Origin of the sequence: Microvirga sp. (genome assembly GCF_014699075.1) — a bacterium.
Lineage (GTDB): Bacteria > Pseudomonadota > Alphaproteobacteria > Rhizobiales > Beijerinckiaceae > Microvirga.
Window position 1 is genome coordinate 1 of record NZ_JACXAB010000050.1, and the last position, 26,437, is coordinate 26,437.

Annotated in this window: 26 protein-coding genes; 10 read left to right on the forward strand and 16 right to left on the reverse strand. The window is 60.2% G+C overall.

What is annotated here, in order from left to right:
* The 8 genes from IC232_RS27170 to IC232_RS27200 form a co-directional block, all read right to left on the reverse strand.
* The coding region (locus tag IC232_RS27170; RefSeq protein ID WP_190848080.1) for a helix-turn-helix domain-containing protein at positions 1 to 169 on the reverse strand (169 nt) is incomplete at its 3' end.
* Positions 170 to 1,125: 956 nt separating this feature from the next.
* Complete coding sequence (locus IC232_RS27175; protein WP_190848081.1) at positions 1,126 to 1,524, reverse strand: cupredoxin domain-containing protein; 399 nt, start codon at positions 1,522 to 1,524, stop codon at positions 1,126 to 1,128.
* Positions 1,525 to 1,706: 182 nt separating this feature from the next.
* Positions 1,707 to 2,168, reverse strand: a complete 462-nt coding sequence (locus IC232_RS27180) for a hypothetical protein (RefSeq protein WP_190848082.1) — start codon at positions 2,166 to 2,168, stop codon at positions 1,707 to 1,709.
* Between the two features lie 3,164 nt (positions 2,169 to 5,332).
* Positions 5,333 to 5,596 (reverse strand): glycine zipper domain-containing protein, encoded by a 264-nt coding sequence (locus IC232_RS33430; RefSeq protein WP_409564976.1) that lies wholly within the window; start codon positions 5,594 to 5,596, stop codon positions 5,333 to 5,335.
* Between the two features lie 176 nt (positions 5,597 to 5,772).
* A complete protein-coding gene (locus IC232_RS27185) occupies positions 5,773 to 6,408 on the reverse strand; it encodes a transglutaminase-like cysteine peptidase (RefSeq protein WP_190848083.1) in 636 nt (211 codons plus the stop codon).
* Positions 6,409 to 6,621: 213 nt separating this feature from the next.
* A complete protein-coding gene (locus tag IC232_RS27190) occupies positions 6,622 to 7,038 on the reverse strand; it encodes a hypothetical protein (RefSeq protein ID WP_190848084.1) in 417 nt (138 codons plus the stop codon).
* Between the two features lie 750 nt (positions 7,039 to 7,788).
* Entirely contained in the window at positions 7,789 to 8,328 is a 540-nt protein-coding gene (locus tag IC232_RS27195; RefSeq protein WP_190848085.1) for a hypothetical protein, read from the reverse strand.
* A gap of 238 nt (positions 8,329 to 8,566) precedes the next feature.
* A complete protein-coding gene (locus tag IC232_RS27200; protein ID WP_190848086.1) occupies positions 8,567 to 8,836 on the reverse strand; it encodes a hypothetical protein in 270 nt (89 codons plus the stop codon).
* A gap of 1,222 nt (positions 8,837 to 10,058) precedes the next feature.
* Between IC232_RS27200 and IC232_RS27205 the strand changes: the two genes are divergently transcribed.
* Positions 10,059 to 12,302, forward strand: coding sequence for a PRC-barrel domain-containing protein (locus IC232_RS27205; RefSeq protein ID WP_190848087.1), 2,244 nt, complete (start codon positions 10,059 to 10,061; stop codon positions 12,300 to 12,302).
* 1,177 nt (positions 12,303 to 13,479) lie between these two features.
* Positions 13,480 to 13,866 (forward strand): DUF2254 family protein, encoded by a 387-nt coding sequence (locus IC232_RS33435; protein ID WP_190848088.1) that lies wholly within the window; start codon positions 13,480 to 13,482, stop codon positions 13,864 to 13,866.
* Here the strand turns inward: IC232_RS33435 and IC232_RS27215 are convergent.
* Together IC232_RS27215 and IC232_RS27220 are read right to left on the reverse strand one after the other, a co-directional pair.
* Positions 13,781 to 14,782: an AI-2E family transporter gene (locus IC232_RS27215; RefSeq protein WP_190848089.1), complete on the reverse strand. Its 1,002-nt coding sequence runs from the start codon at positions 14,780 to 14,782 to the stop codon at positions 13,781 to 13,783. The genes IC232_RS33435 and IC232_RS27215 overlap by 86 nt on opposite strands.
* Positions 14,783 to 14,963: 181 nt before the next feature.
* Positions 14,964 to 15,524, reverse strand: a complete 561-nt coding sequence (locus tag IC232_RS27220) for a hypothetical protein (RefSeq protein ID WP_190848090.1) — start codon at positions 15,522 to 15,524, stop codon at positions 14,964 to 14,966.
* Positions 15,525 to 15,871: 347 nt separating this feature from the next.
* Between IC232_RS27220 and IC232_RS27225 the strand changes: the two genes are divergently transcribed.
* The 3 genes from IC232_RS27225 (at position 15,872) to IC232_RS27230 (ending at position 17,894) form a co-directional block, all read left to right on the forward strand.
* Entirely contained in the window at positions 15,872 to 16,630 is a 759-nt protein-coding gene (locus IC232_RS27225; RefSeq protein ID WP_190848091.1) for a Crp/Fnr family transcriptional regulator, read from the forward strand.
* A gap of 117 nt (positions 16,631 to 16,747) precedes the next feature.
* A complete protein-coding gene (locus tag IC232_RS32985) occupies positions 16,748 to 16,882 on the forward strand; it encodes a hypothetical protein (RefSeq protein WP_281413438.1) in 135 nt (44 codons plus the stop codon).
* 271 nt (positions 16,883 to 17,153) lie between these two features.
* Positions 17,154 to 17,894, forward strand: coding sequence for a Crp/Fnr family transcriptional regulator (locus IC232_RS27230; protein ID WP_190848092.1), 741 nt, complete (start codon positions 17,154 to 17,156; stop codon positions 17,892 to 17,894).
* A 213-nt stretch (positions 17,895 to 18,107) separates the two neighbouring features.
* Here the strand turns inward: IC232_RS27230 and IC232_RS27235 are convergent, their stop codons facing one another.
* Positions 18,108 to 18,914: a PRC-barrel domain-containing protein gene (locus IC232_RS27235; RefSeq protein ID WP_190848093.1), complete on the reverse strand. Its 807-nt coding sequence runs from the start codon at positions 18,912 to 18,914 to the stop codon at positions 18,108 to 18,110.
* Between the two features lie 567 nt (positions 18,915 to 19,481).
* Here IC232_RS27235 and IC232_RS27240 point away from each other — a divergent pair.
* Positions 19,482 to 20,216: a Crp/Fnr family transcriptional regulator gene (locus IC232_RS27240; protein WP_190848094.1), complete on the forward strand. Its 735-nt coding sequence runs from the start codon at positions 19,482 to 19,484 to the stop codon at positions 20,214 to 20,216.
* Here the strand turns inward: IC232_RS27240 and IC232_RS27245 are convergent.
* Complete coding sequence (locus IC232_RS27245; protein ID WP_190848095.1) at positions 20,213 to 20,479, reverse strand: DUF6894 family protein; 267 nt, start codon at positions 20,477 to 20,479, stop codon at positions 20,213 to 20,215. The genes IC232_RS27240 and IC232_RS27245 overlap by 4 nt on opposite strands.
* Positions 20,480 to 21,097: 618 nt before the next feature.
* Here IC232_RS27245 and IC232_RS27250 point away from each other — a divergent pair.
* A complete protein-coding gene (locus IC232_RS27250; protein ID WP_190848096.1) occupies positions 21,098 to 21,628 on the forward strand; it encodes a response regulator in 531 nt (176 codons plus the stop codon).
* A gap of 47 nt (positions 21,629 to 21,675) precedes the next feature.
* Here the strand turns inward: IC232_RS27250 and IC232_RS27255 are convergent, their stop codons facing one another.
* Entirely contained in the window at positions 21,676 to 21,954 is a 279-nt protein-coding gene (locus IC232_RS27255) for a hypothetical protein (protein WP_190848097.1), read from the reverse strand.
* Positions 21,955 to 22,370: 416 nt separating this feature from the next.
* Between IC232_RS27255 and IC232_RS27260 the strand changes: the two genes are divergently transcribed.
* Both IC232_RS27260 and IC232_RS27265 read left to right on the forward strand, forming a co-directional pair.
* Positions 22,371 to 22,655 carry a hypothetical protein gene (locus IC232_RS27260; RefSeq protein ID WP_190848098.1) on the forward strand — a complete coding sequence of 95 codons (285 nt, stop codon included), beginning with the start codon at positions 22,371 to 22,373 and terminating at the stop codon, positions 22,653 to 22,655.
* A gap of 199 nt (positions 22,656 to 22,854) precedes the next feature.
* Positions 22,855 to 23,049 carry a DUF6894 family protein gene (locus IC232_RS27265; RefSeq protein WP_190848099.1) on the forward strand — a complete coding sequence of 65 codons (195 nt, stop codon included), beginning with the start codon at positions 22,855 to 22,857 and terminating at the stop codon, positions 23,047 to 23,049.
* Between the two features lie 109 nt (positions 23,050 to 23,158).
* Here IC232_RS27265 and IC232_RS27270 read toward each other — a convergent pair whose 3' ends face one another.
* The 3 genes from IC232_RS27270 to IC232_RS27280 all read right to left on the reverse strand — a co-directional run bounded on the left by IC232_RS27270 (position 23,159) and on the right by IC232_RS27280 (position 25,964).
* Positions 23,159 to 23,389 carry a hypothetical protein gene (locus IC232_RS27270; protein WP_190848100.1) on the reverse strand — a complete coding sequence of 77 codons (231 nt, stop codon included), beginning with the start codon at positions 23,387 to 23,389 and terminating at the stop codon, positions 23,159 to 23,161.
* On the reverse strand, positions 23,386 to 23,991 hold the full coding sequence (locus tag IC232_RS27275; RefSeq protein ID WP_190848101.1) for a hypothetical protein: 606 nt from the start codon (positions 23,989 to 23,991) through the stop codon (positions 23,386 to 23,388). Before IC232_RS27275 ends, IC232_RS27270 begins: the two co-directional genes overlap by 4 nt.
* Before the next feature lie 125 nt (positions 23,992 to 24,116).
* Complete coding sequence (locus IC232_RS27280; protein ID WP_190848102.1) at positions 24,117 to 25,964, reverse strand: PRC-barrel domain-containing protein; 1,848 nt, start codon at positions 25,962 to 25,964, stop codon at positions 24,117 to 24,119.
* A 117-nt stretch (positions 25,965 to 26,081) separates the two neighbouring features.
* Here IC232_RS27280 and IC232_RS32145 point away from each other — a divergent pair.
* The coding region (locus IC232_RS32145; protein ID WP_210335524.1) for a hypothetical protein at positions 26,082 to 26,437 on the forward strand (356 nt) is incomplete at its 3' end.

Below are 26,437 nucleotides of genomic sequence, written 5' to 3' on the forward strand. Positions count from 1 at the left end.
GGCCTTGGCGGGCTGGTGCCGGCGAGCCGGTGTCTCGCGTTCGCCGCACCAGCTTGATGGCGAAGCTCTCGCTGACGTCAAAGTGCTCGGCAGCCGCCCGGCAGGTGTGGCCCGCCTCGACAAAGTCAGCCACCCGCACCCGAAGATCGAGAGAATAGCAGTGACCCATGATCCACCTCCCGTCGGACCAAGTGAATCACAGATCGCGCCAGCTCAAAACCCCAGGAGTCTAATTTCCTGTCCGATGCTCTAGAGCGAGCAGCATCAGCACCAAACCGGCAATACCGAACATCAAGCGGGATAAAAGATGCATCGAACCTGTACTCCGGACAGCAGGCTAGGCTAGTTTCACTACCCATTGATGGGATCGTCTTCCGTTGCAGTTCAATGAGGAAGCTGGGCGGCCCAACTCAGCCCTTCGTCTAAGGAGCGGGTGGTTGGCATGCGCGGGATGATCCTCATGAAGCTACAATAAGGTGTCCTTCCCTATGGCCCGCGGTCTCGGGCGTTTCTGACCATACGGTACGGCCTCTGCCCCTCACGACCAAGCGTCTGCGTCTTTGCCGGGTCCTCATGATTGTGTACATTTCTCTATCAAGGCGAAACGCGGCAACGGCTCACAAGTCCGTATTTCGAACGACTGCCGCACCGCCACTCGGGTGGATCTCCGAAAGAGATGTTGGCTTATCTAAAGGCGGCAGGTAAAGCACCACCTTCGCTGATGAAGAAACCATTTTCCGCAAGCCCAGCGCGCACTGCAGCGTCACGCTCCTGCCAAGCAGCATCAATGCCCCAAGGTGGAAGCCCTCCCTCAAACTCAACAGTCTTGACAAGCTGCCACCTACCTCGGCATTCATCCTTCGAGAGATTGGCACCTGTCCGGTCCTGCGTGAGCCCGTAAAGATCCGCAGTCCGACACCGAAACAGATGGCCGGTGTTGCTCATCATTCTCTCCTGCTTAGTTGACCCAGTTGGCTCCGACGGACATCACACGCTCAATCCATAGCGTCGATCGGACAAGGGCAAGTACAGACAGGATGACGGCCGCGGAATCCGCTACAGCAGTCCTCGTCATGACGTCACCTGTCCCTGGGCACCAGACACTCGCCCGGGGCTCGTCCGAGATCACGAATAGCCGCGGAACACAATGGCGGCGAGCATGCCCCGTTCGCGATGATTGCCTACCGGACAGTATGCCGTGTACTCGCCAGCTGGCAGGCGCAGGGTGAAACTGGTGGTCTGGCCCGGCTGTAGGCGACCGGAAACGACCTCAACTTCCTTGCCGTCGATCTTGCCTTCGATCTCGAAGGAATGCACGACGGAACCGGTATTGCGGATCTCGAACACAGCCTCATTGCCGGGAACGGTTGCGCGCCCGTCCAACCCGAGGCCCCATTCGTGCAGATTGATATGGACTACTGAAGGACCTTGCTTAGCGGCAGTCTGGGTCTGCTGGGCGGCGGCTGGAGCGATTGAGACAAGTGCTATAAGGGCGATAAGCATTCGTGTCATCATCTGGTCCATGGCACGGTTCCTGTGGCTAGGAGAAACAACGGTTTCTGCAACTGCGGCCATATCGGCTCTGAGCAATTCGGATCGGATACTGTCGCGCAGTTGGGTGTGGATCCCAGGCAGCCATAGCCAAGTCCTTTCACGATCACATTGAAAACTCGCCATGGCATGAATTACCGTGCCACTCTGAGCGCTCATCCGAGGAGATGAAGGCACAGAGCGGGGACGCTAAACATTCCTGCGAGAACCACTGCCGGAACAAGCCAGTGCACCTCGTTGAGACTCCTGATCCGGGCAGCAGCTGCACTAGCTGACATCGTCCGACCATAGAGACAGGAGCACATGATGTGGTGAGCGCCATCTTCCGAGATCTCGAAGAAGGCCAGCGCATCGCCCAGCCTGTCGCTCTTGAGACCTGCTGCTCGAAGGACTGGATCCTCAAAGGCGGCTGTCAGAGGGGAGTTGTCCGCCCGCATGAGGGGACGTTCGGATTCGGGCGCGTACTCGATCTCACCCAACGTGTTCAGGCGGCGGTCAGGATCCCGCTCGAGCTGCTCCGCCCAGCGCTCCAAGCGCTCCCGCCGCGTCAATGGATGTGGCGGGAGCGGCTGGACGTCTGCCAGACTGCGGATCTGATCGATATCCTTGTGTTCCATCAAAGTCTCCCTTGCAGAAGATGATCAACAGTCGTTCCGCCGCGACCGGGTAGCGGCGGCGGTGTGTGGGGATTTAGCCGGCGGGACCACTCCCACCGCACTTGCTGTGGCGCATCACCAACCGGAGGCCAGCACCCGTCGTGACAAGCTCGTCGGCAGGCAGGTCCACGTGAATACGGCCGCAATGGTAGCAAACACTTCCGAGCCCTCGACAATCCCGACCAGCTGGGACATAGGGTGCGTGTGAGCCACGTTGAAACACCATCGACATCTCCTATGGTGCGCCTGTATTGTTCGTGCCTGAGGTGCTGCCCGTTGCAGCAATTCATCGGCTTCGATGTTCCCGACCCCGGGACGAGACCGGCTCCCCCGTCTTGCGAGAATGTGAGCCGTAGACCCGGACGGGTGCTTTCAACCGTGCCAGCCAGCCATATCGGCTCATGGCGAGGTTTCCGGCCAAGATCAAGGCTGCTGCAGATCCAAGCCCGATCCATATCAGTACCGGGAGATCAATCATCAGACCCTCCTGACATTCAATGTGCCTACAGACCGATGGAGCTCCAGCAAGCATTCGATCAGTAGCTATGAACTGGCAGGGTAATGCTCTGCACCTCCTGCAGTTCTGGCCAGCATCAGCCAGTTCGAATGATCCTGGTACGGAAGCAGACCGTTTCGCTCATCGCTAACGATTGGGCGGGAGCATGCTCAGCCCGGCTGACTCCTTCCATTAGGAGCTAGCACCGTCGGAGAGGATGTCTGCACGCGTAAGGGCGGCGGGATAGCTGGTGAACCTGTGCGGACCCTCGCGGGACTGACACATCTGCAGAGCAGGCTAGTGTATCGGATCAGCTTCGGCGGAATTGCCTGAGATTCGGTGCCCCGCATGCGGACCGTCGATACATGGGAGCCGTTAATGAGCCGCTCTGATGAGCATCGAGCGGACAATGGGGATAACCGGACAATCTCTCGAGCCGGCTTCCATCCGCGCCCGCTACTGCGCAGGGAGCTGCTTGGCCCGTGATGCAAGAACCGTTCTCCGCTAAACCAGCCTGAAGCTGCGTTATATGTACATCGCTGTACATAAGCGACGCTCCGGTCGAACCTGATGGTCGTCCACGGCAATTATAAACAACGTGGAGCAGCTATCACAGGAGGTAAACATGCGGACGTCAGCTGCAGTGCTTGTTGCCCCTCTCTTGGCGGCCGGGGGCGACTATTGTGCTCGCCCAACCAGGCTATCCCCAGATCCAAAACGACGGCGGTCAGGCTTTGAACCAGCCGAGCATCAATCGGATTTGGATTCCTGGTCCTCTTTCTCCTGCTGTGGACAACGAGCCGGACAACCCGAGCCAGTACAATCGGACTTGGCCGGCCGGCCCGCTATCCCCCACTGCGGCAGAGAACCAGGATCACCAAGCTCAGACCGTTAGGCAGAGCCGCTTTGACCAACGCAGGCTCTTGCGCCAGGAGTTGCGGCAGGCTGGCTTCCAGAACATTCGTATTCTGGACACCGCTCACCTGGTTCAAGCCCGCACCTCACATGGGAGAGTCTTTCTCATGGTAATCGACCCTCCCTTGGCTGCAGTGCTGGGGACCAGCGACCCGACGCGGCAGCAGAATCAGCCCTCCGCCTCAGACCAAAGCTACGGGTCCAATCAGGGCCAGCAGTTTGGCTCGAGCCGCACTTTCGGGAGCGGCTCCGATGAGGTTCAGGTCTCTGCTCCGCTCCTGGACCCAAGCTAGGTCCGGTCGGGGCTCCAGTCGCGCGGCTTCACTGACATCTCCAATCTAAATTGGGCTGGCTACACATATACTGGCACCGCCGACTGGCATGGTCAGCAGGTGAACCTCCGAGTCGATGGGCGCACCGGTTTCATCTTGGAACCACGTCCCTTCCCCGACCCGAATAGCGGAGGCTCAAATCGCCATAGCTCTGGCAATCAGCAGTGACTAAGCCGCCCGCGGGCCGCTTCCCGTTGCTAGTCCAAGCCCGGGCGCGGTATGGCTGACACAAAGGTTGGGGTGACCTGGTCAGAGCGATCCGCGAGCTGACGAGCGAGGTCCTCGGCGAGCACATCCTGATGGACGCCTCTGATCTGGCGTTTCACGGCCTGCTCGGGGTCCTTCTCGTAGTGTGGCGAGTCTTCGCCCTGCCCTACCTACATTAAACCTCGGGCACAGCTCTGAAAGAGAAAGCTGCTAACCGCAGATGCTCTTGACTAGCACCGAGCAAGGTTCGCCAGCTGCCTCCATAGAGGCACGCCAGCAGGTGACGCACGGCGATTAACGCGCTTACCAGTGAGACGAATCAGACCGCCGCATAGCTGAGTTCCGCTCCGAGCACAAACCACGACTATGGGCTGAGACGGCTGTCCGACCCGTGACGAATATCTTCAACATGGACACGGTCTGGCAATAGAAGGATGGCGGACCCCAGTGTCAGATCTTTGATTGTCGTCAATCGTGGTGGATGAACGTGCTCCGTCAGAAGCGCGTTCGACATGCCCAAACTGAGCGGATTCAGAGCTCTTAGAACGTAGAGCGGCCAATCATTATCTACGTCGGCCGATTACGCTGACGTATAGCTCTTCCGCGGCTTGCGACTGTATGCGCCTGGCCTGATTATGGGTTCGGGCGAAGCTGCCGGCTGCTTTGGCTTCTGCCTCTCAATGGTCAAGAACACCAAGCAAGGCTGCAGCTCAGGACCGTCAAGAACGGCACCACCAAAAAGACAAAGATCTGAATATCAGCCATTCCAGTAGATGAGGCACTGTGGTAGGTGAAATCTGACGTCCTGAGCGGAACTGGCATGCTGAGCCACGCCGGTTATGCACTGCAAGGCGCGATTTATCTTGGTATCATTGCTTTGCGTCCTATGATCCGATGATCTTCCGCCGTAAGGTTTCACAGCCATTGTCCAAGAGCGATGTCGGAACCGATCGCATGCATTCGGGCAGGAGGTCTTATGCTCTGACCTTCATTAGGTTGGGTTCTATCTCTACTGCCATTGATGCTTATCGGGAGTGGGGTAGGACGCCATCACGGCGATGCCACCTGCAACTCGCCGACGAGTGAGGAAACTCCCAATCTAGGTGGATTGACTGAATAGCGCGCCGCCAAAGAAAGCCTGTCCTTAGCGACAGGCCTCCTGTAGCGAGTTATCCTCAACACCGGCGCAACTGGGGATTTCCGTAAACATCCATCAGCCTGCGGTTTCTTTGATCATAGACGTAGCAATAACCCGGCTGAGCCTGAAGCGGCTGAGTGGTGATCGCTCCCGCTGCGGCTCCGATGCCTCCACCGACTAGGGCGCCTACGGGGTCGCCGACAATGGCACCGGTGGTTACGCCTGCTACGGTGCCAGTTGTTGTTGGTGAGCATGCCGCGGCAGCGATGCAGGCTAAGAGGCCGAAAGCGATCCTACACATTTGCTGCCCCTATCCGAGATTGGTGTCCAGACCTCCTAGCAAGACGATCGTCGTACGAGAGGCCTCTCGGTAAAGCAGCGGCCCCTTTGCAGGTTTCGCCGAGGATTCCGCAAGCATGTCTGCTACCGTACCTTGTTCATGACACGCTCACTGGTCAGATCCTCGATCAAATCTCACTAGCGGGAGCTTGCCACCTTGTGAAGTGAAGCCGCCGCGCCAAGCCAAACCCAATCTACACCCTCGTCACTTTCACGCTTGATATAGATATAGCCGGTCTCATGCCAAGGAAGGATATCACTCCTTTTATTGTCGAGGATGAAGTCGCCGCGGTCGGTTCTTACAAGCATAACAGCGTGTCCCGTGGCCGCCTCATCTAATACGACCGTCATGCGCAGGGCTCGAGCAGGGAGACCGGCTCTCACAAGCAGCTTTCGTTTCAAAAGTTGATAATCCTCGCAGTCGCCGTAGCCATCCCTTGGAAAATCCCAGTGGTCCTCCATGCCCCAACGGTCTACGTCAGCGCGAGGTTTTATAGTCGCGTTCACCCATTGATTGACAGAAGCCAGCAACAACCAAATCCTCGGCGTTAATTGTATGGTTTCCGACTCCATCGGGTTAACTTGACATTCAGTCGGATGTAACTCGCAGAGCTTTCTCCAAGCTGCAATAGGGCCCGCGCCTTGTTTTGTCGGCAGATGAGGAGATGTAAGCACCGAAGTCGTGCCTCTACTTGAACTCGTCGGCAGTACGCTAAAAAGCACCAACACAAGGATGAGGTAGACCAGACCGGCGATCAAGCCAGCGTTTGCCATTGAGGGTCTCTGAGCGAGGTATCGCCGCGCGGTCGCCCCGGGCCGAGGCTGAGGCTTCCAAGAGAATTGCGGTTTCAATCTGTTCGCTCGCGGAGTCGTCGGCTTAAATGCGATATGCATCTGCGGTGCTCCCTGCCGCTACGCTACTAACGATTGTATGTGAGCGGCGGTATCGCCATACGGCTCAAAGGCGAGTGCCACGCCCATTTGGCCCTATGCTGCCTCGCGACAATATTCAGGAACATGTCGCTTTACAGCCTGCGCCGTATGGCTCTGATCGATTTGCTGCAGGAGGGCTTCCAACACCGCTGCCAGACTCGGATCTTGCAAGATGATATGACCCTGTGAAGATGTCTTAGCCTCAGTTGACGTTAGAACGGCCGCCCGGTGCGGGTGGATATCGTGATACTCGTCGGCAAGGATCCAGCCGCAGATCAACCCCGGTAGTCTGGCCCGGCTGTAAAGCCAGCCAATGCGCCTCGGCCAGCCACGTAGCTCTACAAAGGCAATTTCGCCTGTCTCTGCCGCAATGACCTCGTATCCTAGATCTCGAAGCCATTCGGCGAGCGAGTTGCGAAAGATGATGTTGTCATCCACAACAAGAACGAAGTCCTGGTCGCCTCTGCTCATTCTCACCTCCCGGTGCTGAGCCAAGTCTAAAGTCCACATGGCGGCAAGGGCGTTCGGAAAGTAGCAGGTGAGCCGTGGAGATCGCCACGAACCTAGCAGCGAGTTTGACCGCTGGTTCGGAAGCGGCTCGTCTCATTGGCATACCGGACCCTCCAGTAGTCGTCGATCTATCGCGAGCCTCCGACGACGTTTACCAGCTAAGTCCGCTTAACCCAGAGGGTCGCATCTCTGCTCTCGCACGAACCGCCGTCGCACTAACAGTCCACGCTACGGAGTTCACCTCACTACATTCCAATTTCCGGTTGGAAACTTGAAGTCAGTGAAAACAGCTGCATTGTCAGGAAGATCCTGACCCAGGACCCGGTTTATCCTGACAGGCTTCCGCTGCACAGGAGTGACAGTGGTTCGTCAAGTCCTCCATTCGAAGCCAAGAATGGTCTTCGTCCAAGATTGAGATGGGCACAGCGGGTGTAGCAAGCATCAGCAACGGACGTCAGGCCCGAAGTCAAGATGTTGCGGCAGAACGTAATAGCTGAGGGCGCGACTGTACAGCTCTGGTCTGCGACAAGGCTGAGTGATCCAGATGAACATCGTGTGAGCTGCCGCGTCAGCGTCGGCGCGACATTGGTAACAGTATCGGACGCGGTGGAGCCACTAAGTTGGAAGTGCAGTTGATATTGGCTCGATCACGGACGCGCAAAAGCCGGATGCTCTGCGCCTCACTTTGGACCGAGGAGCCTCTCGTTTCGCCTAAACCTGGGCTTTCACTGTCTCGTCTTGGCTTCCGGAAATTGCAAACGTCGCCTGCTGTGTTTCTAAAAGTGCTTCTCGGATTGAGGTGATTGCATCGGCGCGATCTTTTCCGCTCAGGCGCTTCGATGCCGTCTCGATCGCCTCTCGCAAGGATCGGGCGGCAGCGTCCAACCGCGCCATATCCTTTGGCCACTCCTTTGCTTCACGTACCTGTACGTCCGCAATCCTTGCTTCAGGCAGGAGTCGGAGCATGGCTCGGTTTGTTTGGAGAAGCGCGTCATGTGCCGCGTCAATCGCGGCAGTGCGTTTCGGGCCGGGATCCTGCTGGGCCAGCTGTTGAATGGCGTCACGTAACTGCTGGGTGGCCTCTAGAAGGCTCTTTAGCGACTGTGAGTAGTCGACGTGTCCAACTTGGAGCCGGGATCTCTCCTCAAACTTTGCAGAGGTAGGGTGCGGCTGGGCATGTGAGGCAGCACCTGCAAGGAGGGCAGCGGCTACGAGGCTTGTCACAACCAGTCTGCGGCAAAAGATCTTCATTGTGCTCTCCGTAATATTGTCTGAACTGTTTGAGAACGCTTTCTACAGCGATGCTTCTGCATCTCGTCCGGCGCGGAACGACTCAGGTGTACCCGCGCTGTTAGTGTGTCGGCGCCGGGAGGTGAAATCACTGCCGGAGTCGGATCGACTATAGCTGCAACAACGACATCCTTGGTCGCTGCTGAAATTCGGTCGGGCGGACGGACACCCAGTGCCGTCTTCATGGCGCTTGAACAGACTACCTCGGGATGAAGCGCCCAGTATTGTTAAACAACTTGGCAGACAGGATTTTGTGATAGACCTGGGCGAGGTGATGGACGTATGGCTCGCGATTTTGCTTATGGCGCCTTTCGATGTCGTTGGTTAGTCCGGCTCGGACAGCCTCAGGAAGATCCATGAGGAGACTGCGTTCAGCGTCATACCAGCGATCGATCTCGCCAAGCGCTCCGAGGGTCTCCTGTAGCTCTCTATTGAGTTCATGCAGGTTGATCTCACTGTGAGCCGGCATACTGGTCCTCCTTGATGTTTCAAGCTTAGTCAAAGTTTACGTGCTTGGCGCGAGGAGAACCACAGGACTGAGCAGAGCGCCTTTGGGTGTTGGTACGGTCACGGTCCGAGTTTCGCGGACATGGTTTCGGATCCAGTGTGACAATGTCCTATTACCGGTGAGCCGCCCCGAGTGGACTCGCTTGAAAGATTTGGAGGCTGGCACCTGTTGCCGCGGGCGCGCCCTTGGGCAGACATACGAAGCGTGACGCAGCCAGTGGGATGTGACTGCTGTGCTTGCGACAAAAGATAAGGGAGATTGTATGTTGCCTCAGTGCTACTTTTCTACAGGCGCTGGATATGCCGGATTGGCTGGTAAGATATCGGTCATACCGGGTTCAGTTTTGGGCCGGCGGTCACCTACCACACTGTGGACCGGCAATGCTGCCTTGTAAGAAACTATGCGTTGGGTGCCCGCAGACAACGAGTAAGGCTGGCTCCCAGTACTAGCAGGTCCAGCCTTGGTGCCGGCTACTACTAGCCGACCCTTTCTTCTCACCGGTTTTAATCCGGCTGCTTCCACGTTATCGCTTGCCCTTTTCTGCCGTACCTGACTCAAGTGGGGCTAATCATCTCTGTTAGGTTTCGAATCGCTGTCACCAAGAGGCTCCCCGAAGTCAACTGCAGGTCCGGACGGATTGGCAGGGTCCCTTCCCTTCGTGATGATGCCCGGAGCATCGTGGGGATTATCGAGATCATCATACCGCTTGCTAATGTTCCAGCTGTCCTTCTTGTATAGTCCCTTATCCTCAAGGATTACGTCTGCCCAGCTCGAAGATGGAGTGAGGGGCACGAGAGAGCTCGCGAGCATGGACGCGACAAGCAATTGACGAAACATACCGACCTCCAAATGAACTAAGCTCCGCAATATCAGGAGCGCCATCAACAGGGCAAACTGATTGGGCGGTGCTCCGTTCTGGTAACTGTACGGATCCGCACCGAGTGTAAACATCCAACGAGTCGGGCTGCCGCAGCCTAACCACGAGGTCAGCCATAGCCGGACGGGCCAGCGAGCTGGTTTGACAAATCATGGATTTGAGACCCAAGGATAGCAGGGCAGAAAGACCGTCCGCCTGCGTACAAACTCCAGGTGCGCCGGAGAAACACGCGGCTTCGTCAGATCATTGCTCCTGAGCATGCGTATCGGAATTCGACTTCCGGACCAGTAGCTAAGGAGAAATGCGATGAAGCTGACAACCTTTGTAGCCCTCGCGGGCACCACGGCCCTAATTCCAGTGGCTGCCATAGCGCAGTCGAGCAACCCAGCCTCGCAGGCTGGCGCCAATACACAGACCCGGCCGCAGGCCGCCCAAAACCAGCAAAGGCCAGGAGCGCAACAGAACCTGGACTTTGTCGTATCTCAGATGCGAAATCAGACCCTCTACGGACAGTCTGGTCAGGAGATCGGACGTATCACCAGGATGGTGCAGGGCCAAGACAAGCAGACGTTTGCTGTAGTCGCTGGCAGCAACGGGCAGGTGCTCGTGCCCACAAGTCGGCTCGCTCATCGAAATAGCCGCCTCGTCGTATCAGGGACCGATGACCCCCGGCAGTTCCAAGCCTTCAAGCAGCAAGTAGCAACACAGTACCGCGACCTTGATCCGACCTTCCGAATTGCAGTTGTCGCCCTTGATGTAGACTCGGCAAACGCGGGCCGTTCTGCCGATGGAGCCGATATCGTCGTTCAGCAGGCAGCTCCAACGGTGCGCGTGGATCCAGCTGATCCTCGGGTGGTGGTGCGCCAAGCGCAGCCGCAGGTAACCGTCAACCAAGCCCAACCCGAGATCATCGTACGTCAGCCTCAGCCGACAGTGCGTGTCGATATTCCCCAGCCGGAGATCATCGTCCGCATGCCTCAGCCAGACGTCAACGTTGCAATGGCCCAACCGGACGTGAACGTGCTGATGGAACGGCCAGACGTATCTTTCGTGAGGCCGGAGCAGCCACAGGTGCAGGTTGAAAGAGCCCAGCCCCAGGTCCTGGTGCAGCGCAACGTCAATTCTCAGGCTGATGTGCAGGTGCAGCAGGCTGAAGGTCAACCGACTGTGCGTTACGAGCGAGTTCAACCTCGGGTGATCGTCAACCAAGCTCAGGGTCAGCCAAACGTGCGCGTCGAGCGCATGGGTGAGGGCTCGGAGGCTCAGGCTGCATCTACGCAGCAGCCATCGCAGCGGCAGCAAGCTGCCGGACGCAATCAAGTCCGTCCTGTGGCAGTCTCTCAGATCAAAGGCAAGGATGTTTATAACGCCCGCGGCGAGGATCTCGGGGAGGTCGAGCGTGTAATCCTGGGTGAGGGTGAGCAGGTATTTGGCGTTATCCGGTTCGGTGAGTTCCTGGGCCTTGGCGGCGAGGCACGCATCTTGCCCTTGTCTCGCATGACGCTCCGCGATGATCGGATCATCATCCCAGGGATGACCGAAGCGGAGTTCCGCGGCCTGGCTGTATATCGTGACGGAATAGCTGGTTACCGCGAGGCGGATCCCAATTATCGGGCCAACATGGGATCATACTACGCGGCTGCCGATCGTGCGCATGATCAAGCCGGTATCGTTGTGAATGAGCGGCCGAGCGCAAACTGGAGCTTCGCTGCCTTTGATCGAGATCAGAACCGAACTTTGGCACGCAACGAGTTCAACACCTTCGCCAACCGGGTCTATAGTGGATGGGATGAGAACCGGAACCAGCGCGTAGAGCGAAATGAGTTCTACGGCGGTTTGTACAGTGTATGGGACATGAACCGGGACGGGCGTCTCGCTGGGGCTGAATTCAACCAGGCCTGGAATACCTGGGGAGAGGGTATTGGCCAAGCCGATCTCGGGCGCTTCGACCGTGATCGTGACGGCTTCCTCGACCAAGAAGAGTTTGCTGCGGGTTGGGGTGATAAGGGCCTGTATGAGCGCTGGGATGCGGACAGAGGAGGCTGGCTCGCGGAGAACGAGTTGGGGAATGGCCTGTTCGGCCTCTGGGGCGGCGACGGTCAGATAGCTGAGAACGAATTTGGTCCTTGGCTTGGCTACAACTGGGGTGTCCGCCCAGTAGCGACCGCTGACTTGAACACACTGGAGCCGCGGCGCGACCCGGTCGACACAGGGGCGGTCGGTGCCACCGCCCGCACGTTCAGGATCACAGATATGGAGGATAGAGACGTCTACAGTATCCGTGGCCAAAAGATCGGCGAAGTGAAGCGCCTCGTCGAGCGAACTGCAGATAAACAGGGGTATGTTGTTCTAGAGCACGGCGGGTTCCTTGGTCTTGGTGAGAAGGAAGTTCCGATCCCCCTCAACCGAGTGTTCATGATGGGAGATCGCCTCGTCGCCGCTGGCTTGACCGAGGCGGAAGTTGATGCAATTCCGGATTGGGATTTCAATGGCCGGAATTTCCGGGAATTCGGCGACAACGAAACCGTCGAGATCGGCCTCCGTGGTTGAGACCGGTCAGAGAGTACCGCTTTGGGGGCCGATTAGGCCCCCATTGCTTGCAGGGTTCAGCCGACATTGTGCGCGTCTGAGTGTCAGGATTCAAAGTCGGGTATCGGTGCCCGCAAATTCCTCTACTCGGAGGAAGATGGTGCACTGCTCCAGTACCGGCTCGGATAACCGGTTTGCTACTGCGCGTCGGCTGATCGATGCAAACTACTCTCAACAAACTTCGGGTTCTGGCCACCCAAACGTGAGGCTGATCCCCAGGACTTTGAAGCCAGTCAGTCAAGTTTGGTTCATACCTTCTCACCAAAATTGTTTCCAAGGCGCATGGTCGCTTTATCAGTTGGTTCTTGATCGGCTACGCCAGCAGCATCCTGTGGGTACCAGTTCAAGGAGCTGGTATCCCGAGTGTGGTTGGGAGGGCAGAGGAACCGGAGAGCGCCGATGCTTCCGGTACGCTTATGTACCGGGTGATGATTGCCGTTTGAACAGCGTCTACTGACGCTGCGTTCCGCATGTATGCCCGCCGTCGACAATATCGGTTCGGGCGAGGCCACCTTGCGCTTGTAAGGCGCTTCGGCGCCGTGGAGGGAGCTGTTATGAGCAGCCGTGTTTGGATAATGCTTGCCGCTGCGATTGCCGCGATGATCCTTCTATTGCTTGTATCTCCGACAGCATTCCCTGCCGAAATCCGCCATTGAGGGAGATGTTGTCATGAATCGAGCCCGCGTGCAGGACACATAGGGACGTTGCTCTGATATAGCCCTTGTCACACCTACTGAGCTTGCTGTGGTTAGCCTCCTTCCGCCCAGGCTGTTGTCAGAAGGTTGTCAACCAGTACCTGTCATGAGTGTAGGCGCGCGAAACCCTTCGAGTCAGGTCGATGGATCCGGAAGGATGGCACTGCGGGCACTCAGTTGGACCTACGATAAGCAATTCGGCCTGATAGTGCCTCTTGGACAGGTTCGATGCGCGAACGGGCGGGTCCCATTCTCAGGGGGGCGGTTGATAGTCTATGGATCGCGTTCGGAACATAACGGTCATTTTACAAGGGCAGCTCTGGATCATCCCTCTGCTTATGAGAGCTTCTGCTCTAGGGCCGGCGTGGTGGCTTCTTACCTCAGGAGCCTCTCTCCCGGGTGGGTGGAACGGAGGGTAGCTCTGGTGGCTCTACAGCGGCGATGTGAGCAGTGCCCGCAACCTTCATTCCAGTCTTCTGTCTGGGCTCATGACGATGAACTCGCTGGTCGTTTCCGTCACGTTTGTGATATTGACCGTTGCAGCAAACCAGCTTGGTCGGCGTTTAAGCCCGACCTTCATGGTCGACCGCCAGATCCAACTGATGCTCGGCCTTTTCCTTGGCACGATTCTCCATGTGCTCGTTGTGCTGCGCACCCTGGATGAAGGCTTTGGCCCCAAGGGGATCCCGCACATTGCAGTGACTGTCGGCAGCTTTCCCGGACGCGAAGCCAACGTAACACGGATCATTGCTTGGCGGCGCCCTCACCTGGCGCAGTGGTGTGCTCTCCCAAGGTTTGCCGGATCCATAGTTTCTTCACCAACACAGTGATGGCGACTGCAAGCGGAACGGCAAGGACAACACCGTGCCAGCCGAAAGCGACCCCGAAAACAACGATGGCAAAGAGCACCAGCGCCGGAGGCATGGACACCGCCCGCTGCTGGATGAGCGGCGTGATGAGGTTCCCCTCGAGTTGCTGAATGGCCAAGACCGCGGCAACGGTCCAGAGCGCCGTTGCCAGATCCATCGTCGTGGCAAAGACCAATGCTGGAATGTCGCCCAGGATGGGGCCGAGGAATGGGACGAAGTTGGTCGCACCGGCGATCAGGCCGAACGCGAGTGGCGAGGGTAGCCCGATCCACCAGTAAGCCAGTGCTGACACCACACCGATTAGCGTCATGGTGACGAGTTGACCGCCAAACCACAGGCGCAGGGCATTGCCGGTCACGTTCATTGCGTCGAAGATGCGCTGGTGCTGGCCCGGAGGCAGCAGCTTGACGGTGCCGCGCCTATACAGTCTTGGATCCGACGCCAGATAGATGGCTGCGACCACGACGAGGGCCAGATCGGCGAGCGTGCCAAGCAGGGTGTACCCCAGGCCGACAGCGCGGGAGAGTATCCCGGGGCCGGAGCCCGCGGCAATAGCCTCCCGAAGCGTCTCACTGGCATTGCTGACGCCAAGCCGGCTCCCGACGGCATCGATAGCTTGTGGCAGGGTTTCGGACAACTGCGAGATCTGGCCCCCAAGGTGGGTTCCGAACAAGGCAAGAAAGGTGGCAAGGAAGAGCGCGGTGACAAGGGTGGCCGCAGTAAGGGACCAGCGCTGCGGTACAGGCGTGTACTCTGGGATCAGATTGGCTAACCCATCCAGCAGAACTGCAGCGAACACGAGCAGGAGAGCATCCGAGACAAGCCAAACGAAATAGGCAAGGCTGATCACCGCCAAGGTGATCAGAAGGCGCCGCACGTAGTCCTCATCGCGCCGAAGCTCATCGCCTCCCAAGCTCTGCTACGGGTCTGGAGCCGGAGCTGCCGCCTTGCAGGATGGGTCGGGCTTTGGCACTGCGTCGGCTCCTTGTGCCGGATTTGTCCGCTGACCGGACGTGAGTGGCACTGGCTGGGAATCCAGCCAGTGCCATGTGCCCAACTCACTGCTTCGAGGTCGATCCGCTCTTCCCCGTGCTCGCCTGACCGCCAGATCCGGTTGAACCAGTTGCCCCGGTCTTGGCACTCGGGTCGATCATCATGGTGATTGCGTCCCCGTTCTGGGTCTTCCCGCTGGCCAGGTAGGCGGCGTCGAGAATCTGAACCTTGGTAAAGCCCGCTTTCGTCAGGCTGTCGCGAACCTGCTGCTGACCTTGCAACGTCATCTTCTGGTCGGACGACGCGTTCGGGGGAGCACTGCCCTGCTGGCCTGAGGAAGCGCTTTGCTGACTGCTCCCGCTTGATGAGGATGCCCCGCCGGCGATGGGCGGATCCACCACGAAGGTGACCTGTTCTCCCCCCTTGGTAACCGCACTCACGAGGTAGGCGGCATTAAGTGTGCGGACATCTTGGATGCCCGCCTGCTTCAGGGCATCCTCAACTTCCTTGTAGCCTCGGGTCGACATCGGCTGGGATGGTTGGCTGCCACTTGGCTGGCCCTGCGCAAGGGCTGCCGACGATACTGACATTGCCAAAGCAACGGCAGGCACGATTAGTGTGCGCATACGCGCCTCCTCTCATGGGGTTGGTGGTTGCAGTAGGTTGGTGTCAGCCCATCTGCAGTATGAGCTGCCAAAGGGCGAATGCCGACGGGGAACACCCGTTCCGAAGCTATTCCGAGATTGGGTCGCCACCGTACCAAGTGCCTTTGGGAGTGGCGACCGCAGGGATTTCTGCTCGCACCTCTCTGACCGACGCTTGTCTGTATAGATGTGCAAGACCTGCCTGATGGACGAGGGTGCAGACGTCCTTGTTGACAGCGCGGTTGGCTCACCGACGATCCTCCGAAGCAGTTGCTCCGGCGCTCGACAGATCGTAGAGTAGCCGCTGTGGAAGCAGCGGCAGGCCCAACGTGAAAGCCACTCAACCTTGCGCTTGGATTTCGACGTTTGAACGCCTGTTCTCATTGTCGGCGGAGGAGCTTGATCACTTAAAGCGCCTCACCGAGCGCGCCGAGGAAATAGAGCCCCGGCGCAAGCTGATCGATCAGGGCAAGCCTTGTGAGCAGCTATTCATTCTCAAGACCGGGTGGCTTGCCGAATTCAGGCTCCTGCGCAACGGCGCCCGCCAGATCCTGAACTTCCGACTGCCCGGTGATATTCTCGGCATTGAGTGCCTTGCATACAGAACGGCCCTGCATTCCATGGCTACACTCACGCGCTGCACCGTCGCACCTCTGAACATTGAGGACTTTGAGGATATTCACCGCCGGTTCCCGCGCTTGGCCTCCGCCCTGTTCCTGATGACCTTGCGGGAGGGCGCTATCCTGCACGAGTGGGAGGTGAATCTCGGTCGGAGATCAGCCCTACCCCGGGTGGGTCATCTCCTGCTGGAATTAGACCGGCGCCTGCGCGCGCGCGGACTTGCCCACGATGAGAGTGTGCGGCTTCCGCTCACGCAGGAGGACATTGCCGAGTGTACGGGCCTGACCACCCCTTACGTCAACCGCATATTGCAAAAGATGCGAGGCCTGGAGCTGATCCGGTTCGAGCAGCAGACTCTCGAAATCTTGGATCGCGCCGAACTCGCTAGGACGACCGGTTTTGATACCGAATACATCGAGGGCTGGCGATTGGGTCGGACGGGCCTTTCGTCAGAAGCGCTGTTCTGAACCGACGTTTGCGTATACCCATTGCTCCGCATCCTGCAAGGATAGGAACATCACTGGAGCCGCCTCACCGTAGGGGGCGAAGCCCTCTTCGAGCAGCCACTGGCCGCGAAGCATAACATGTTCCTCGCCGTCCAGCCGGACATGAACTGCGACACGGCAGCCATCGGCCAGCACCAATCGACTCTCGTTGTCGTAGCATTCCGTACTCACCTGCACGGGCTGAAGCACCGTTATGCGACTGGCGTCCAGTAAGGCCACGGCTGATGGCTGAATGTCTGGCCTATTCAGCAGTGGCAACACGCGCTGGGGTAAGCGCTGGTGATCAGCTATTTGCTCTGCCTACACAGTAACACTGTCCCACTTCGTTAAACTACCACATAGGAAATCCCCGTGCCCGTTGCAGGGTTCGGCTGTAGGGTGCGGGAGCCTACCAACCTAAGCAGCCAGGGACAGGCCGTAGATGCCCCATGCGCCGATCGTGACTCCGCACAACAGGCTCCTGCGGTCCCTTGCGCCGCAGGACTTGGCGCAGCTCATCCCTGAGCTTGAGGTGGTTTCGCTCAAGCCACAACGCATCCTGCACCACGCCAGGGTTCCGATAGAGCATGTGTACTTCATGGAGAGTGGGCTCGTCTCCGTTTTGTCGAACACGGATGGAGTGAAGCACGGTGTCGGGGTATGGTTGATCGGCCGTGAGGGAATGGTGGGGATTTCTGCTGTCTTGGGGATGGAGGCGTCGCCGCATCGCCGCGTAGTCCAATCAGAGGGTAGCGCCCTGAGAATGAGAGTGACAGATCTGCGCAGTGCCATGGACAACCTACCATCCCTGCGCCCGGTGCTTCTGCGTTACGTGAACGGCGTCTTGGTGCAGGCGGGCCAGTCGGGTGTCTGCAATGCCTCCCATTCCCTGTCACAGCGCCTCGCACGGTGGCTGTTGATGGTCCACGACCATCTCGATTGTGTTGACCTGCCGGTGACCCACGCTACCATTGCGAAGATGCTCGGCGCCCGTCGGGCCAGCATCACCGAGGGCATTCACATTCTTGCAAAAAACAACGTGATCGCCCAGGGGCGTCGTCTCATTCGCATCGTTGACCGCGAGAGGCTCGAACACCTCAGTTGCAGTTGCTATCGCACAATGAGGATCGAGTTTGAACGGCACCTGCTCCCCCGGCAGGCGCAACCCTCCCTTCGTCCGACGTGCGATCGGCCGCCAACGCCATCAGCTCGCGCGCCGGTCTCCTTGAACTCTCATGGGACTTGAACGAAGACCGCTTGGAGCGCCGCAGGCTGCCTCCATGGTGACGAACAGGAAGCACATCGCAATTGTCAATCTGCGTCTAAGTGGTGAGCAGCGTCGTCCAAAGGCGGTGGCCAGGGAGTGGATCCCTGGTCACCGAGGTCAGCGTTGCACTCGCTATACGCCTATCGCCAGACCCGCAGCTCAGTCTGCTCGTTACGGCTCACCCATCGAAAGTTATCGACCGTGTGTGACGCCCCGGATCACGAGCTGGTCACCGCGCATCCAGAACCGCTCTAGCGGAAAGGCGACCCGATCGCGGCCGATGCCGAGGAAGCCGCCTGCGCCGACCACGACGAAGCGGCGGTCCTGTGGCGTGACGATCACCCGATCCACCTCGCCCAGTTCCTCGCCGCGTGGGTTGTAAACGTTCACGTCCTCAAGGCTGGAGACAGGTACTGGGCGCATCTGAGCGTTCGCATCCACCGCGCCGGTGGTATCCGCGTCTCCCGCATTCACACGCTCACGAATGGTCCGGCGCTGCTCATCGGAATAGATTGATCCAGCGGTGGTCTGCTGCTGCTGGGCATCGGGTCTTGATGGCGGCGCCACAGTTCCGCCGAGTGCTGCCGGATCACTGATCCGAGGTGTACTGGCAGACTGGTTGGAACTGTTCTGCTGGACCGAAGCCTGCTGCTGGGGAGATTGGACTGTTTCTGGTTGCTGCGGAGGCTGCTTCACCTGTCGTGATGCCACTTGTTGGCCATTGTCTTGCCGTTCGATACGCACGTTCGGCTGGCCCTGTGCTCGATTGACGATCACCTCGACCTGCTCATAGCGCACCGTCGGCTGCCCCTCAGCCTGATGGGCTTGCACCTCCGGCTCGGCGTTGGCTGAACGCTGCACCAGAACCCGCGGCTCGGCCCACCTGACCTGCACCTGCGGCTGATCGGGCTGCACGACTGATACGTCTGGCCGCTCCATGAGCACCCTCACGTCCGGTTGCGCCATTGCGACGTTCACATCGGGCTGTGGCATGCGCATGATGATCTCGGGCTGCGGGATATGTCGACCTGCACCGTCGCTTGCGGCTGGCGCACGTTGCCTGGGCTGAGGAGCAGTGCCCGAGGGCACTGCACAGGCCGGAAGCGAGCGCCGTGGACTGTGTCGAGACAACAGCGCCTCGAGTGGCCCGTTCCTAGCCAGGATCCCGTGCGGACTGGAATTCGATACGGTAGTGGATGACCCTGATGTCAGGGCCCCAGGATGTTCCAAAGGGTCTGCACGAATCCCGTGCGCTGAGATGTTTGCGTCCGTAGTGGGAGCGCGCGTCGGCGTGCTTCCGCTGCGGCATCTGGCAGCATATGTAAAAGCGTTCCGAACGTGTTGGACGTAGCAGCAGATGTGAGGAGCCCCGCGACGTTCCGAGGTCTATACGCTGCCTGACCGAATGCCCACCTGACCGCAAACTACCTTGAGCGCCAAGGGTTCGTCGTCATGTCGATAGCGGCAGCTTGAATGTGACTGGCTCCGGCGGCTAGTCAAGCGAGTCCTCTTGGCCGGCAGAGCACTTCCACTACCTTAAGTGTGGTAGGTTCAGGAGACTTTCCGATGATGAACGTGCTCACCCGCAAGCTGGAGGCCTTCGGGCCTCTGCCGGACGCGGACAGGCTTCTCCTGGACGAGGTGATCCGCCCAGCCCGGGCCGTCGGACCTCGGGTGGATCTGATCCGCGAAGGTGAAGCACCTAGCGACGTAAACCTGATCCTGGACGGCTTCGCCTGCCGCTACAAGATGATCCCGAATGGCACCCGTCAGATCATGGCCTACCTGGTGCCTGGCGACTTCTGCGACCTGCATGTTTTCATCCTCAAGACCATGGATCACACGATTGCCACCCTGTCCCCTTGCACAGTGGTGAAGATCCCACGCGCCCAGATCCTGGCGCTGATGGAGCGACCGGCCATCGCCCGGGCGTTCTGGTGGGCGGCACTGGTGGACGAGGCCACGCTGCGCGAATGGCTGGTCAACGTCGGCGCCCGAAAGGCCGAGCACCGGGTCGCCCACCTTCTATGCGAGCTGCTGCTGCGGCTGGAAACGGTCGGGCTAACCAACGGTGACACGTATGAGCTGGCCATCACCCAGGTCGAGTTAGCCGATACCGTGGGTTTGACGTCCGTGCATGTGAACCGCGTGCTCCAACGCCTGCGCCGTGACGGGCTGATCACGCTCAAGGGCAAGCACCTTGTCATCTTGGACGCCGCAAAGCTGAAGGCGCTCAGCGGCTTCAACCCCAACTACCTGCATCTCATTGAGCAGAACGGGATCTCGGAACAGAGCCTTTAAGCAGAGCCAGGGTCGCGTGAGGGATCGGTCAAAGCGGGGTGCTCCTCGGCCGAGAAGCGGAGCGTGAGCAGAATCTGGGCGTGCTCGTCGGCCACCTCCAGCTTCCATTCGGTGCCGTTCCAGAACTCCCCGCCCATATCACGCAGAAGCTCCCCGCTGGTGCGAATGGCCTGGCTTTGAGCCGTGTAGATATCGGGCAGCTCCGTGCCCTCGTCATCGCGGGCCGAGTAGCCATCTGTGACATGGAAGAAGTAGCGGGGCATGGGGTGCTCCTCTGCCTTAAGGGCGGGAGCACATCGCATCTCTCAGTCGGCAACAACCCGAACGCGGGCTACCGATAGCCCATATATGGAACTCTCAGAGCTCCGTTGCGAGCAGGGCTGTCCTTGAGTGCCCCTGATAGAATGATCTTCGAGAAGTTTTTTAGCGGCCAAGCTCGATCAAGGTTAAGGACCGCCTGCCGAAACCGGCCCATCTACGCTGATGTACCAAGTGTCTGGGCCGAAATCCTTTGGCTTATCCCATTTCGGAGGCGCTCCCCTGCCGATGGAGGCATCCATGCGGCCGTCCCTTCTTTGGCTCGTTCTCGCCGGATCGATCCTTGCTTGTATCGCCCTGTGGACGGCGGTGATCGCGAACGTTCTCGACACGTCACTGGCCTGCTCAAGGATCAGTTTTGGCATGGCGTGCTAGGATTTCCGATCCGCCTCGATCGAACTCTTCCTGGGTCGCGGCACTAATGCGATATCTTCTAGCGAGATCGAGGAATATGAAGGGTTTCAGCCGCCGGCTGGTCTACCAGCCGGCTTTGGCTTAATTCCACCCAGCCCTGAGGCCCTCAGCCCTCCTGTCTGAGTGCAGACGAGGAAAAAGGGCCGACCATGAACACCAATCAAGACGGCCCACAGCCGGTGGTTGTCCTCCTTGTTGAGGATGAGGCGCTCGTTCGCATGATGGCTGCTGATGTTCTCAGGGAAGAAGGTGGCTTCAAAGTCGTTGAGGTGGTCAATGCCGATGAAGCTCTGACCGTGCTTGAGGCGACAGCCGACGTTCGCGCCCTTGTGACCGATGTGGAAATGCCCGGCTCCCTGGATGGCTTCACCCTTGCCCGCGTGGTGAAGCAGGCATGGCCTCATATCGGGATCGTGGTGACGTCAGGCCGAATGGCACCTGGACCGAAGGTGCTGCCATCAGGCGCGCTGTTCATTTCCAAGCCTTACAGGCCGGCAGATCTGGTTGCCGCCGTTCGGACGGTGTTGCCTTCAAACCAGGCCGAGATCCCTGTTGAAGCACCGGTCCCAGTGCTTCCCTCCGCGATCAAAATCAGTCAGCTCCACACCGGCATTGGTGCTGCGGGCGGCTTGGCACAGCCCTTCCTGAGCCCGAGGAATAAATCCACCGAAGCCGTCTGAGAACGGGGCGATCAGGCCAACAACGAAGATGAACAGCCCGCCGAGGCCTAGGCCACCCAGCGGCGGTGATAAGGAGCCCTGGTGCGGGCGCCGCCGGCCGTTCCGCTCTCATCCGGATCCCGGTTGAAAGCCATGGACGTTTTCCTCTTCAGTAACGGGCACCATCCTTCACTCGTCCCCTCGGCGAAGCCTGCCCAGTCCGGTGCCGGCCTCTGCCCGCACCATGACGGGATTTCGGGCACGGCGTCGTACGCTCCCGGTGGCGATGGTTGCGGCGAGCAGGGGGCCGCGAGAGCCAACCAGACCAGCACTGCAAAATCGAACATGGATTCCTCCGGGATATGCCGCACCGGGGTTGTCCCGCCCGGTAGGTTGGTGATTGTCGCTGTGGGCCAATGCCCCAGGCCGGGGCCGGTTTCGGCTGAGGGGTGCGGCCTCAGTCATTTCGGGTACGGCAGCAAACGTTTTCTCGCGCAAGGGACCGGTTCGAAAAGCTCAATGTGGGGGAACCCCCGGTGTCCAGGACTGCCAGCTCTGGCAACGCGGTGTAGCAAACCAAAGAGCCGGGGAAGACGCCGACGGGCATTCGGCACGGCCCGGAATGCGCGTGACCTCGCCTTGTGGTGGCCGATGCGCAAAGTCGGTGCGGGTGCGTACCTCCCTCCGAACGATGGGTCGCCATGCCGGCTGGCTCCGACAGGGCAGGCTTTCCGCCAGTGAGGAACTCATGATGGAAGCGAACATGGTTCAGAGACTGCTCACCTTAGCCACCGCGGCCGCTCTGGCCCTTCCCGCGGCCGTCACCCCGCTGCAGGCGGATGTGATTGCCAAGGACGAGGGGCTGTACGAGGACGAGCGCTGGAACATCAGCAAGCGTTACGATGATCTCGACAACCCTCATGACGCGCCCGGGATCATCACGAGCGGAGAGGATCCCGCGAACCCGTCCGGGCCGGCCCTCGACATGGGAGTGCCGTCCGGACCGCCCGGGGACGTGGGCGAAACGGGCGATCCGCTGGGCGATTAGCCCTGGTGACCGGCTGCGGGACCCAACGGAGGGATACGCAGCGCGCCATGGCAGCGGTGGGCTCGGACCTGCAGCCGGTGCCGGGGCCCATGGAGCCGGCCATCGGATCACGCGTTTCCGATCAGGCACAGTACCAGCAGCCTGAGGCAGCGAGCGTGCACCTGACGGTCTTGCCCATCTGGCCAAGGTATGATGATCCATGCCCGGCTTCTTTCTGCACGTTCGAGACGGCGGCCATCTCGTCCGGGATGTCGAAGGGGAGCTTCTGCCCGGGCTGGATGCCGCTCGCACGGAGGCCCTGGAACTGACCCACACTCTCGACGCGGTCGTCCTTATTTCAGACAGGCGCGGCCGCGAGTTGGTGCAGGTCCTCCCCCACGGCTCCGCGCCCTGACGGCCCTGGCGGACCCGGCTGGTCGGGATACCGTGCCGGCGCCGCCCGACTGACCAACCGATGGATCGACCGCCGGCGATGGGATAGGCCCCGCCTGCCCGAGGATCCTTCAGAAGAATCCGGCTTTCAGGACGGCTGCCCGGTTGCGCTCGCGCCGCGCTGCGTCGCGTAGATGATTGGCGGTGCACCGCAGGTGGGCCGCCGCCTCCACCTGCCCACGGCTGGCCAGTCGCTCAGCCCTGCGGGTGAGCGCGGCCACGGCCCGCTCGCGGCCTTCCGCCCAGCGCTCAAGAGCCTGGGCCTGCTGAAGGGGTGCTGGTTGGCGGCAGGTTCCTGTCATCGGCACACTGGGCATCCGGCTGACCGGAGGGCAACCTTGGCATCGGGTTGCGTCGAAATGGAGACGGCTCCTGCCCGGCTCGACCGGCCCATCCTGCACTTGGCACGGCCGCATATTTGGCACGCCCACACACCCAGAACAGTGATCCTCCCTTGGGGGCCCTCCACCGCTCTGCCATTCAGAAGCAGGTGCGCGCACCGCGCCTCGGGGGCAGCTCCCGGCGCGGCGCGTGAGGTCCGCCTCCGCCCGGAAAAGCCGGTCTGGTGATCACCCCGGGGCACATCCGGCACCTGCATCCTGCCGACATTCCGGCCAAAGGCTGCCTTCTGTCCCGTCCATTTCGCGAGGATTTGCTGCCGCAGGATGTTGGCCAGGCGGCACGGGCTGGCATGCACTGAGAAGTCCGGTCCGGGATCCGGGCCGCCAAGCTCCGGCGCGTCGATTATACGTCCTGCCAGGGCGCCGGCCAGGGGTGTTGCGGCCCGCTCCGGATGGGCGCGCAGCCGCCCTGAGGCGTCCTGCGGCTGAGCGCTCGGAAGGTCATTGCGTGGTGCCCCGACGAACGGGTGCGCCGGCGTGGCGCGGGTTTGTGCTGTTGTCATGCGAATGTCCCATGTGCCAGCAGGTATCCGCGCGGGTTGGCAGGAAGGCCCTCACACTACGACACGGACCTGAGCGAGCAATGGGGGCACAAGGCCCCCATTGTCTTTGTCAGGCTGTCTGGCGGTTACCCGCGCAGACCGATCTCGACAGTCTCATTGTCGCCGACCTCGGTGTACTCCCGCTCGTTGAAGTCCCAGTCGCGCATGGCATTGACCTCAGCCTCCGTCATGCCAGCAGCCACAAGCCTGTTGCCCATCATGAACACACGGTTCATGGGCAGCGGCACTTCCTTCTCGCCCAGGCCCAAGAATCCCCCATGTTCGAGGATCACGAAGCCCTGGTTGTCGCCGATGCGGCGCACCACGCGCTTGACCTCGCCGATCTGCTGGCCGCGCAGGCTGTACACGTCCATGTCTTCCAGGACCGAGACCCGGAACGGGCGGACATTGGCGGTCGCATCCACTGCTCCCGTGGTCACCTCCGCACCCGAGTCGATGGGGTCGTAGCGCGGCTCAAATGTGTTCACATCAGCTCCCGCCATCTGGGTGCCGCCGATGCCCCAGTTGCGGCCGACCCACGGCTGGAATTCATTCGTGGCGATCTGATCGCGCTCGCCCCAGAGGCCGAACAAACCGTTGCCGAACTCGTTCTCGGCCAGCCAGCCAGTCCTGTCGGCATCCCAGCGCTCGTACAGACCGTTATCGCCCCAGCCGCCGGCGAATTCGTTGCGGTCGAGGAAGCCGTCATCGTTGCGGTCGAACTCACCGTACTCGATGTCATTCAGGCCCGTGCCCCAGGTGTCCCAGGCTTGGTTGTACTCATCCTCGGTCAAGCGGGCATCGAGGTTGATGTCCCACACGTTGTACAGGCCGCCGTAGAACTCGTTGCGCTCCAGGCGCTGGTTGCGGTTGGCATCCCAGCCCGTGTAAACGCGGTCCACGAACGGATTGAACTCGTCGCGCACGAGCGTGTTGTTGCGGTCGCGGTCGAACGTCGCCACGCTCAGGCCGGTGCCGGTTCGATCCTGCTGTTGGACACGCACGTTGGCCTGGCCTTGCCGTTCGATCCGGACATTCGGCTGGCCTTCGGCCTGGTTGACGATGACGCGCGGCTGAGCGCGCTCATAGCGTACCGTCGGCTGTCCCTCTGCCTGCTGCACCTGCACGTTGGGCTCCAAATCGGCCGAGCGCTGCAGCATAACCTGCGGCTGAACCTGGCCCACCTGCACCTGCGGCTGGCCCGGCTGCACGACCGATACGTCCGGGCGCTCCATCAGCACGCGCACGTCAGGCTGCGCCACTGCCACGTTCACATCCGGCTGGGGCATACGCACGATGATCTCCGGTTGCGGGATGTCGACCCGTATCGTCGGCTGGGGCTGGCGCACGATGATCTCCGGCTGGGCCTGATTCACCGTCACCTGCGGCTGCTGCTGGTGCACGATCACACGCGGGTCGGCGGGATCCACCCGCACGGTCGGCGCGGCCTGGCGCACCACCACGTTGGTGCCGTCGCCCGCAGGCCGGCGGACCACCACCACCGGGTCAACCTCATAGCCGACGATGGTTACCCGATACTCGGGATCGATCTCGCGGTACTGGGCTGCGACTTGCTGGTTGTAAGCCTCAAGCTGGCGTTGGTCGACATTGCCGGAGAGGACGAACCGGTCGTTGCGATAGGCAAGACGATTGACCGGCACGAGCACCTGGCCGTTGGCGGAGGCCACCACCGCATAGGCTTGATTGTCGCGGCCCTGCACGAGGGTGTTGACGCGCCCGATCTGCTGACCGCTCTGCGTGTAGAGGGTCTGTTCGCGCAGCTGCGAGGCCCTCAGACCCTGCCCCTGCTGGTTCTGCGGCTGAGCAGCCTGGCGCTGTTGCATGGCCGGCTGCTGACCCTGTGGCTGGGCCGACGCTGGGAGCGGCACCAAAGCCGTCGTGCCCAGGAATATCGTAAGCGCTGCGAGTCTCATCGCGTATCTCCTTGGTTCAGAGTCAATACCGTCAATGTCCCGGCTAAGAGCGCGTGAAGGCGCAAAATCATCGAAGCGCCGGACCGCAAGATCCACGTCTCGGTCAGAACCAGTCAGATGGAGAAGTCGAACCTGAACACCGGGTTTCCCGCAGGAGCGTCCGCTTTGTACGGTGCTGGACTGACCCTCGCCACCCGGCGAGACGCGAGACAACAGGTCGCCCGAGTTCGGGTTTTGCAGCGTACCGGCAAGGGCCTGCCGCCCGAACCTGCGCGCCACTCCACCGCTTGCGGCCTGGGACAGCGGCGGCACCCCGGCCGGGGCGGGTTCTTCGGCGGCAACGAAGGCTTCTTCGACACGTTTGATGCGGATGACAGCGGCTTCCTCGGCCTGAACGCAAGCTTGCGGCGGACCCGGATTCCTATGCCGCCGGGTGACAGGGTTCGACCGCTATGTCCTTTGAGAGGGGACGA

Excerpts from the sequence above, each read along its gene's own strand:
- IC232_RS27175 (WP_190848081.1), bottom strand. The coding sequence starts at position 1,524 with ATGGACCAGATGATGACACGAATGCTTATCGCCCTTATAGCACTTGTC.
- IC232_RS27180 (WP_190848082.1), bottom strand. The coding sequence starts at position 2,168 with ATGGAACACAAGGATATCGATCAGATCCGCAGTCTGGCAGACGTCCAG.
- IC232_RS33430 (WP_409564976.1), bottom strand. The coding sequence starts at position 5,596 with ATGTGTAGGATCGCTTTCGGCCTCTTAGCCTGCATCGCTGCCGCGGCA.
- IC232_RS27185 (WP_190848083.1), bottom strand. The coding sequence starts at position 6,408 with ATGGCAAACGCTGGCTTGATCGCCGGTCTGGTCTACCTCATCCTTGTG.
- IC232_RS27190 (WP_190848084.1), bottom strand. The coding sequence starts at position 7,038 with ATGAGCAGAGGCGACCAGGACTTCGTTCTTGTTGTGGATGACAACATC.
- IC232_RS27195 (WP_190848085.1), bottom strand. The coding sequence starts at position 8,328 with ATGAAGATCTTTTGCCGCAGACTGGTTGTGACAAGCCTCGTAGCCGCT.
- IC232_RS27200 (WP_190848086.1), bottom strand. The coding sequence starts at position 8,836 with ATGCCGGCTCACAGTGAGATCAACCTGCATGAACTCAATAGAGAGCTA.
- IC232_RS27205 (WP_190848087.1), top strand. The coding sequence starts at position 10,059 with ATGAAGCTGACAACCTTTGTAGCCCTCGCGGGCACCACGGCCCTAATT.
- IC232_RS27220 (WP_190848090.1), bottom strand. The coding sequence starts at position 15,524 with ATGCGCACACTAATCGTGCCTGCCGTTGCTTTGGCAATGTCAGTATCG.
- IC232_RS32985 (WP_281413438.1), top strand. The coding sequence starts at position 16,748 with ATGTTCCTCGCCGTCCAGCCGGACATGAACTGCGACACGGCAGCCATC.
- IC232_RS27235 (WP_190848093.1), bottom strand. The coding sequence starts at position 18,914 with ATGCGCATGCCACAGCCCGATGTGAACGTCGCAATGGCGCAACCGGAC.
- IC232_RS27240 (WP_190848094.1), top strand. The coding sequence starts at position 19,482 with ATGATGAACGTGCTCACCCGCAAGCTGGAGGCCTTCGGGCCTCTGCCG.
- IC232_RS27245 (WP_190848095.1), bottom strand. The coding sequence starts at position 20,479 with ATGCCCCGCTACTTCTTCCATGTCACAGATGGCTACTCGGCCCGCGAT.
- IC232_RS27250 (WP_190848096.1), top strand. The coding sequence starts at position 21,098 with ATGAACACCAATCAAGACGGCCCACAGCCGGTGGTTGTCCTCCTTGTT.
- IC232_RS27255 (WP_190848097.1), bottom strand. The coding sequence starts at position 21,954 with ATGTTCGATTTTGCAGTGCTGGTCTGGTTGGCTCTCGCGGCCCCCTGC.
- IC232_RS27260 (WP_190848098.1), top strand. The coding sequence starts at position 22,371 with ATGGTTCAGAGACTGCTCACCTTAGCCACCGCGGCCGCTCTGGCCCTT.
- IC232_RS27265 (WP_190848099.1), top strand. The coding sequence starts at position 22,855 with ATGCCCGGCTTCTTTCTGCACGTTCGAGACGGCGGCCATCTCGTCCGG.
- IC232_RS27270 (WP_190848100.1), bottom strand. The coding sequence starts at position 23,389 with ATGACAGGAACCTGCCGCCAACCAGCACCCCTTCAGCAGGCCCAGGCT.
- IC232_RS27275 (WP_190848101.1), bottom strand. The coding sequence starts at position 23,991 with ATGACAACAGCACAAACCCGCGCCACGCCGGCGCACCCGTTCGTCGGG.
- IC232_RS27280 (WP_190848102.1), bottom strand. The coding sequence starts at position 25,964 with ATGAGACTCGCAGCGCTTACGATATTCCTGGGCACGACGGCTTTGGTG.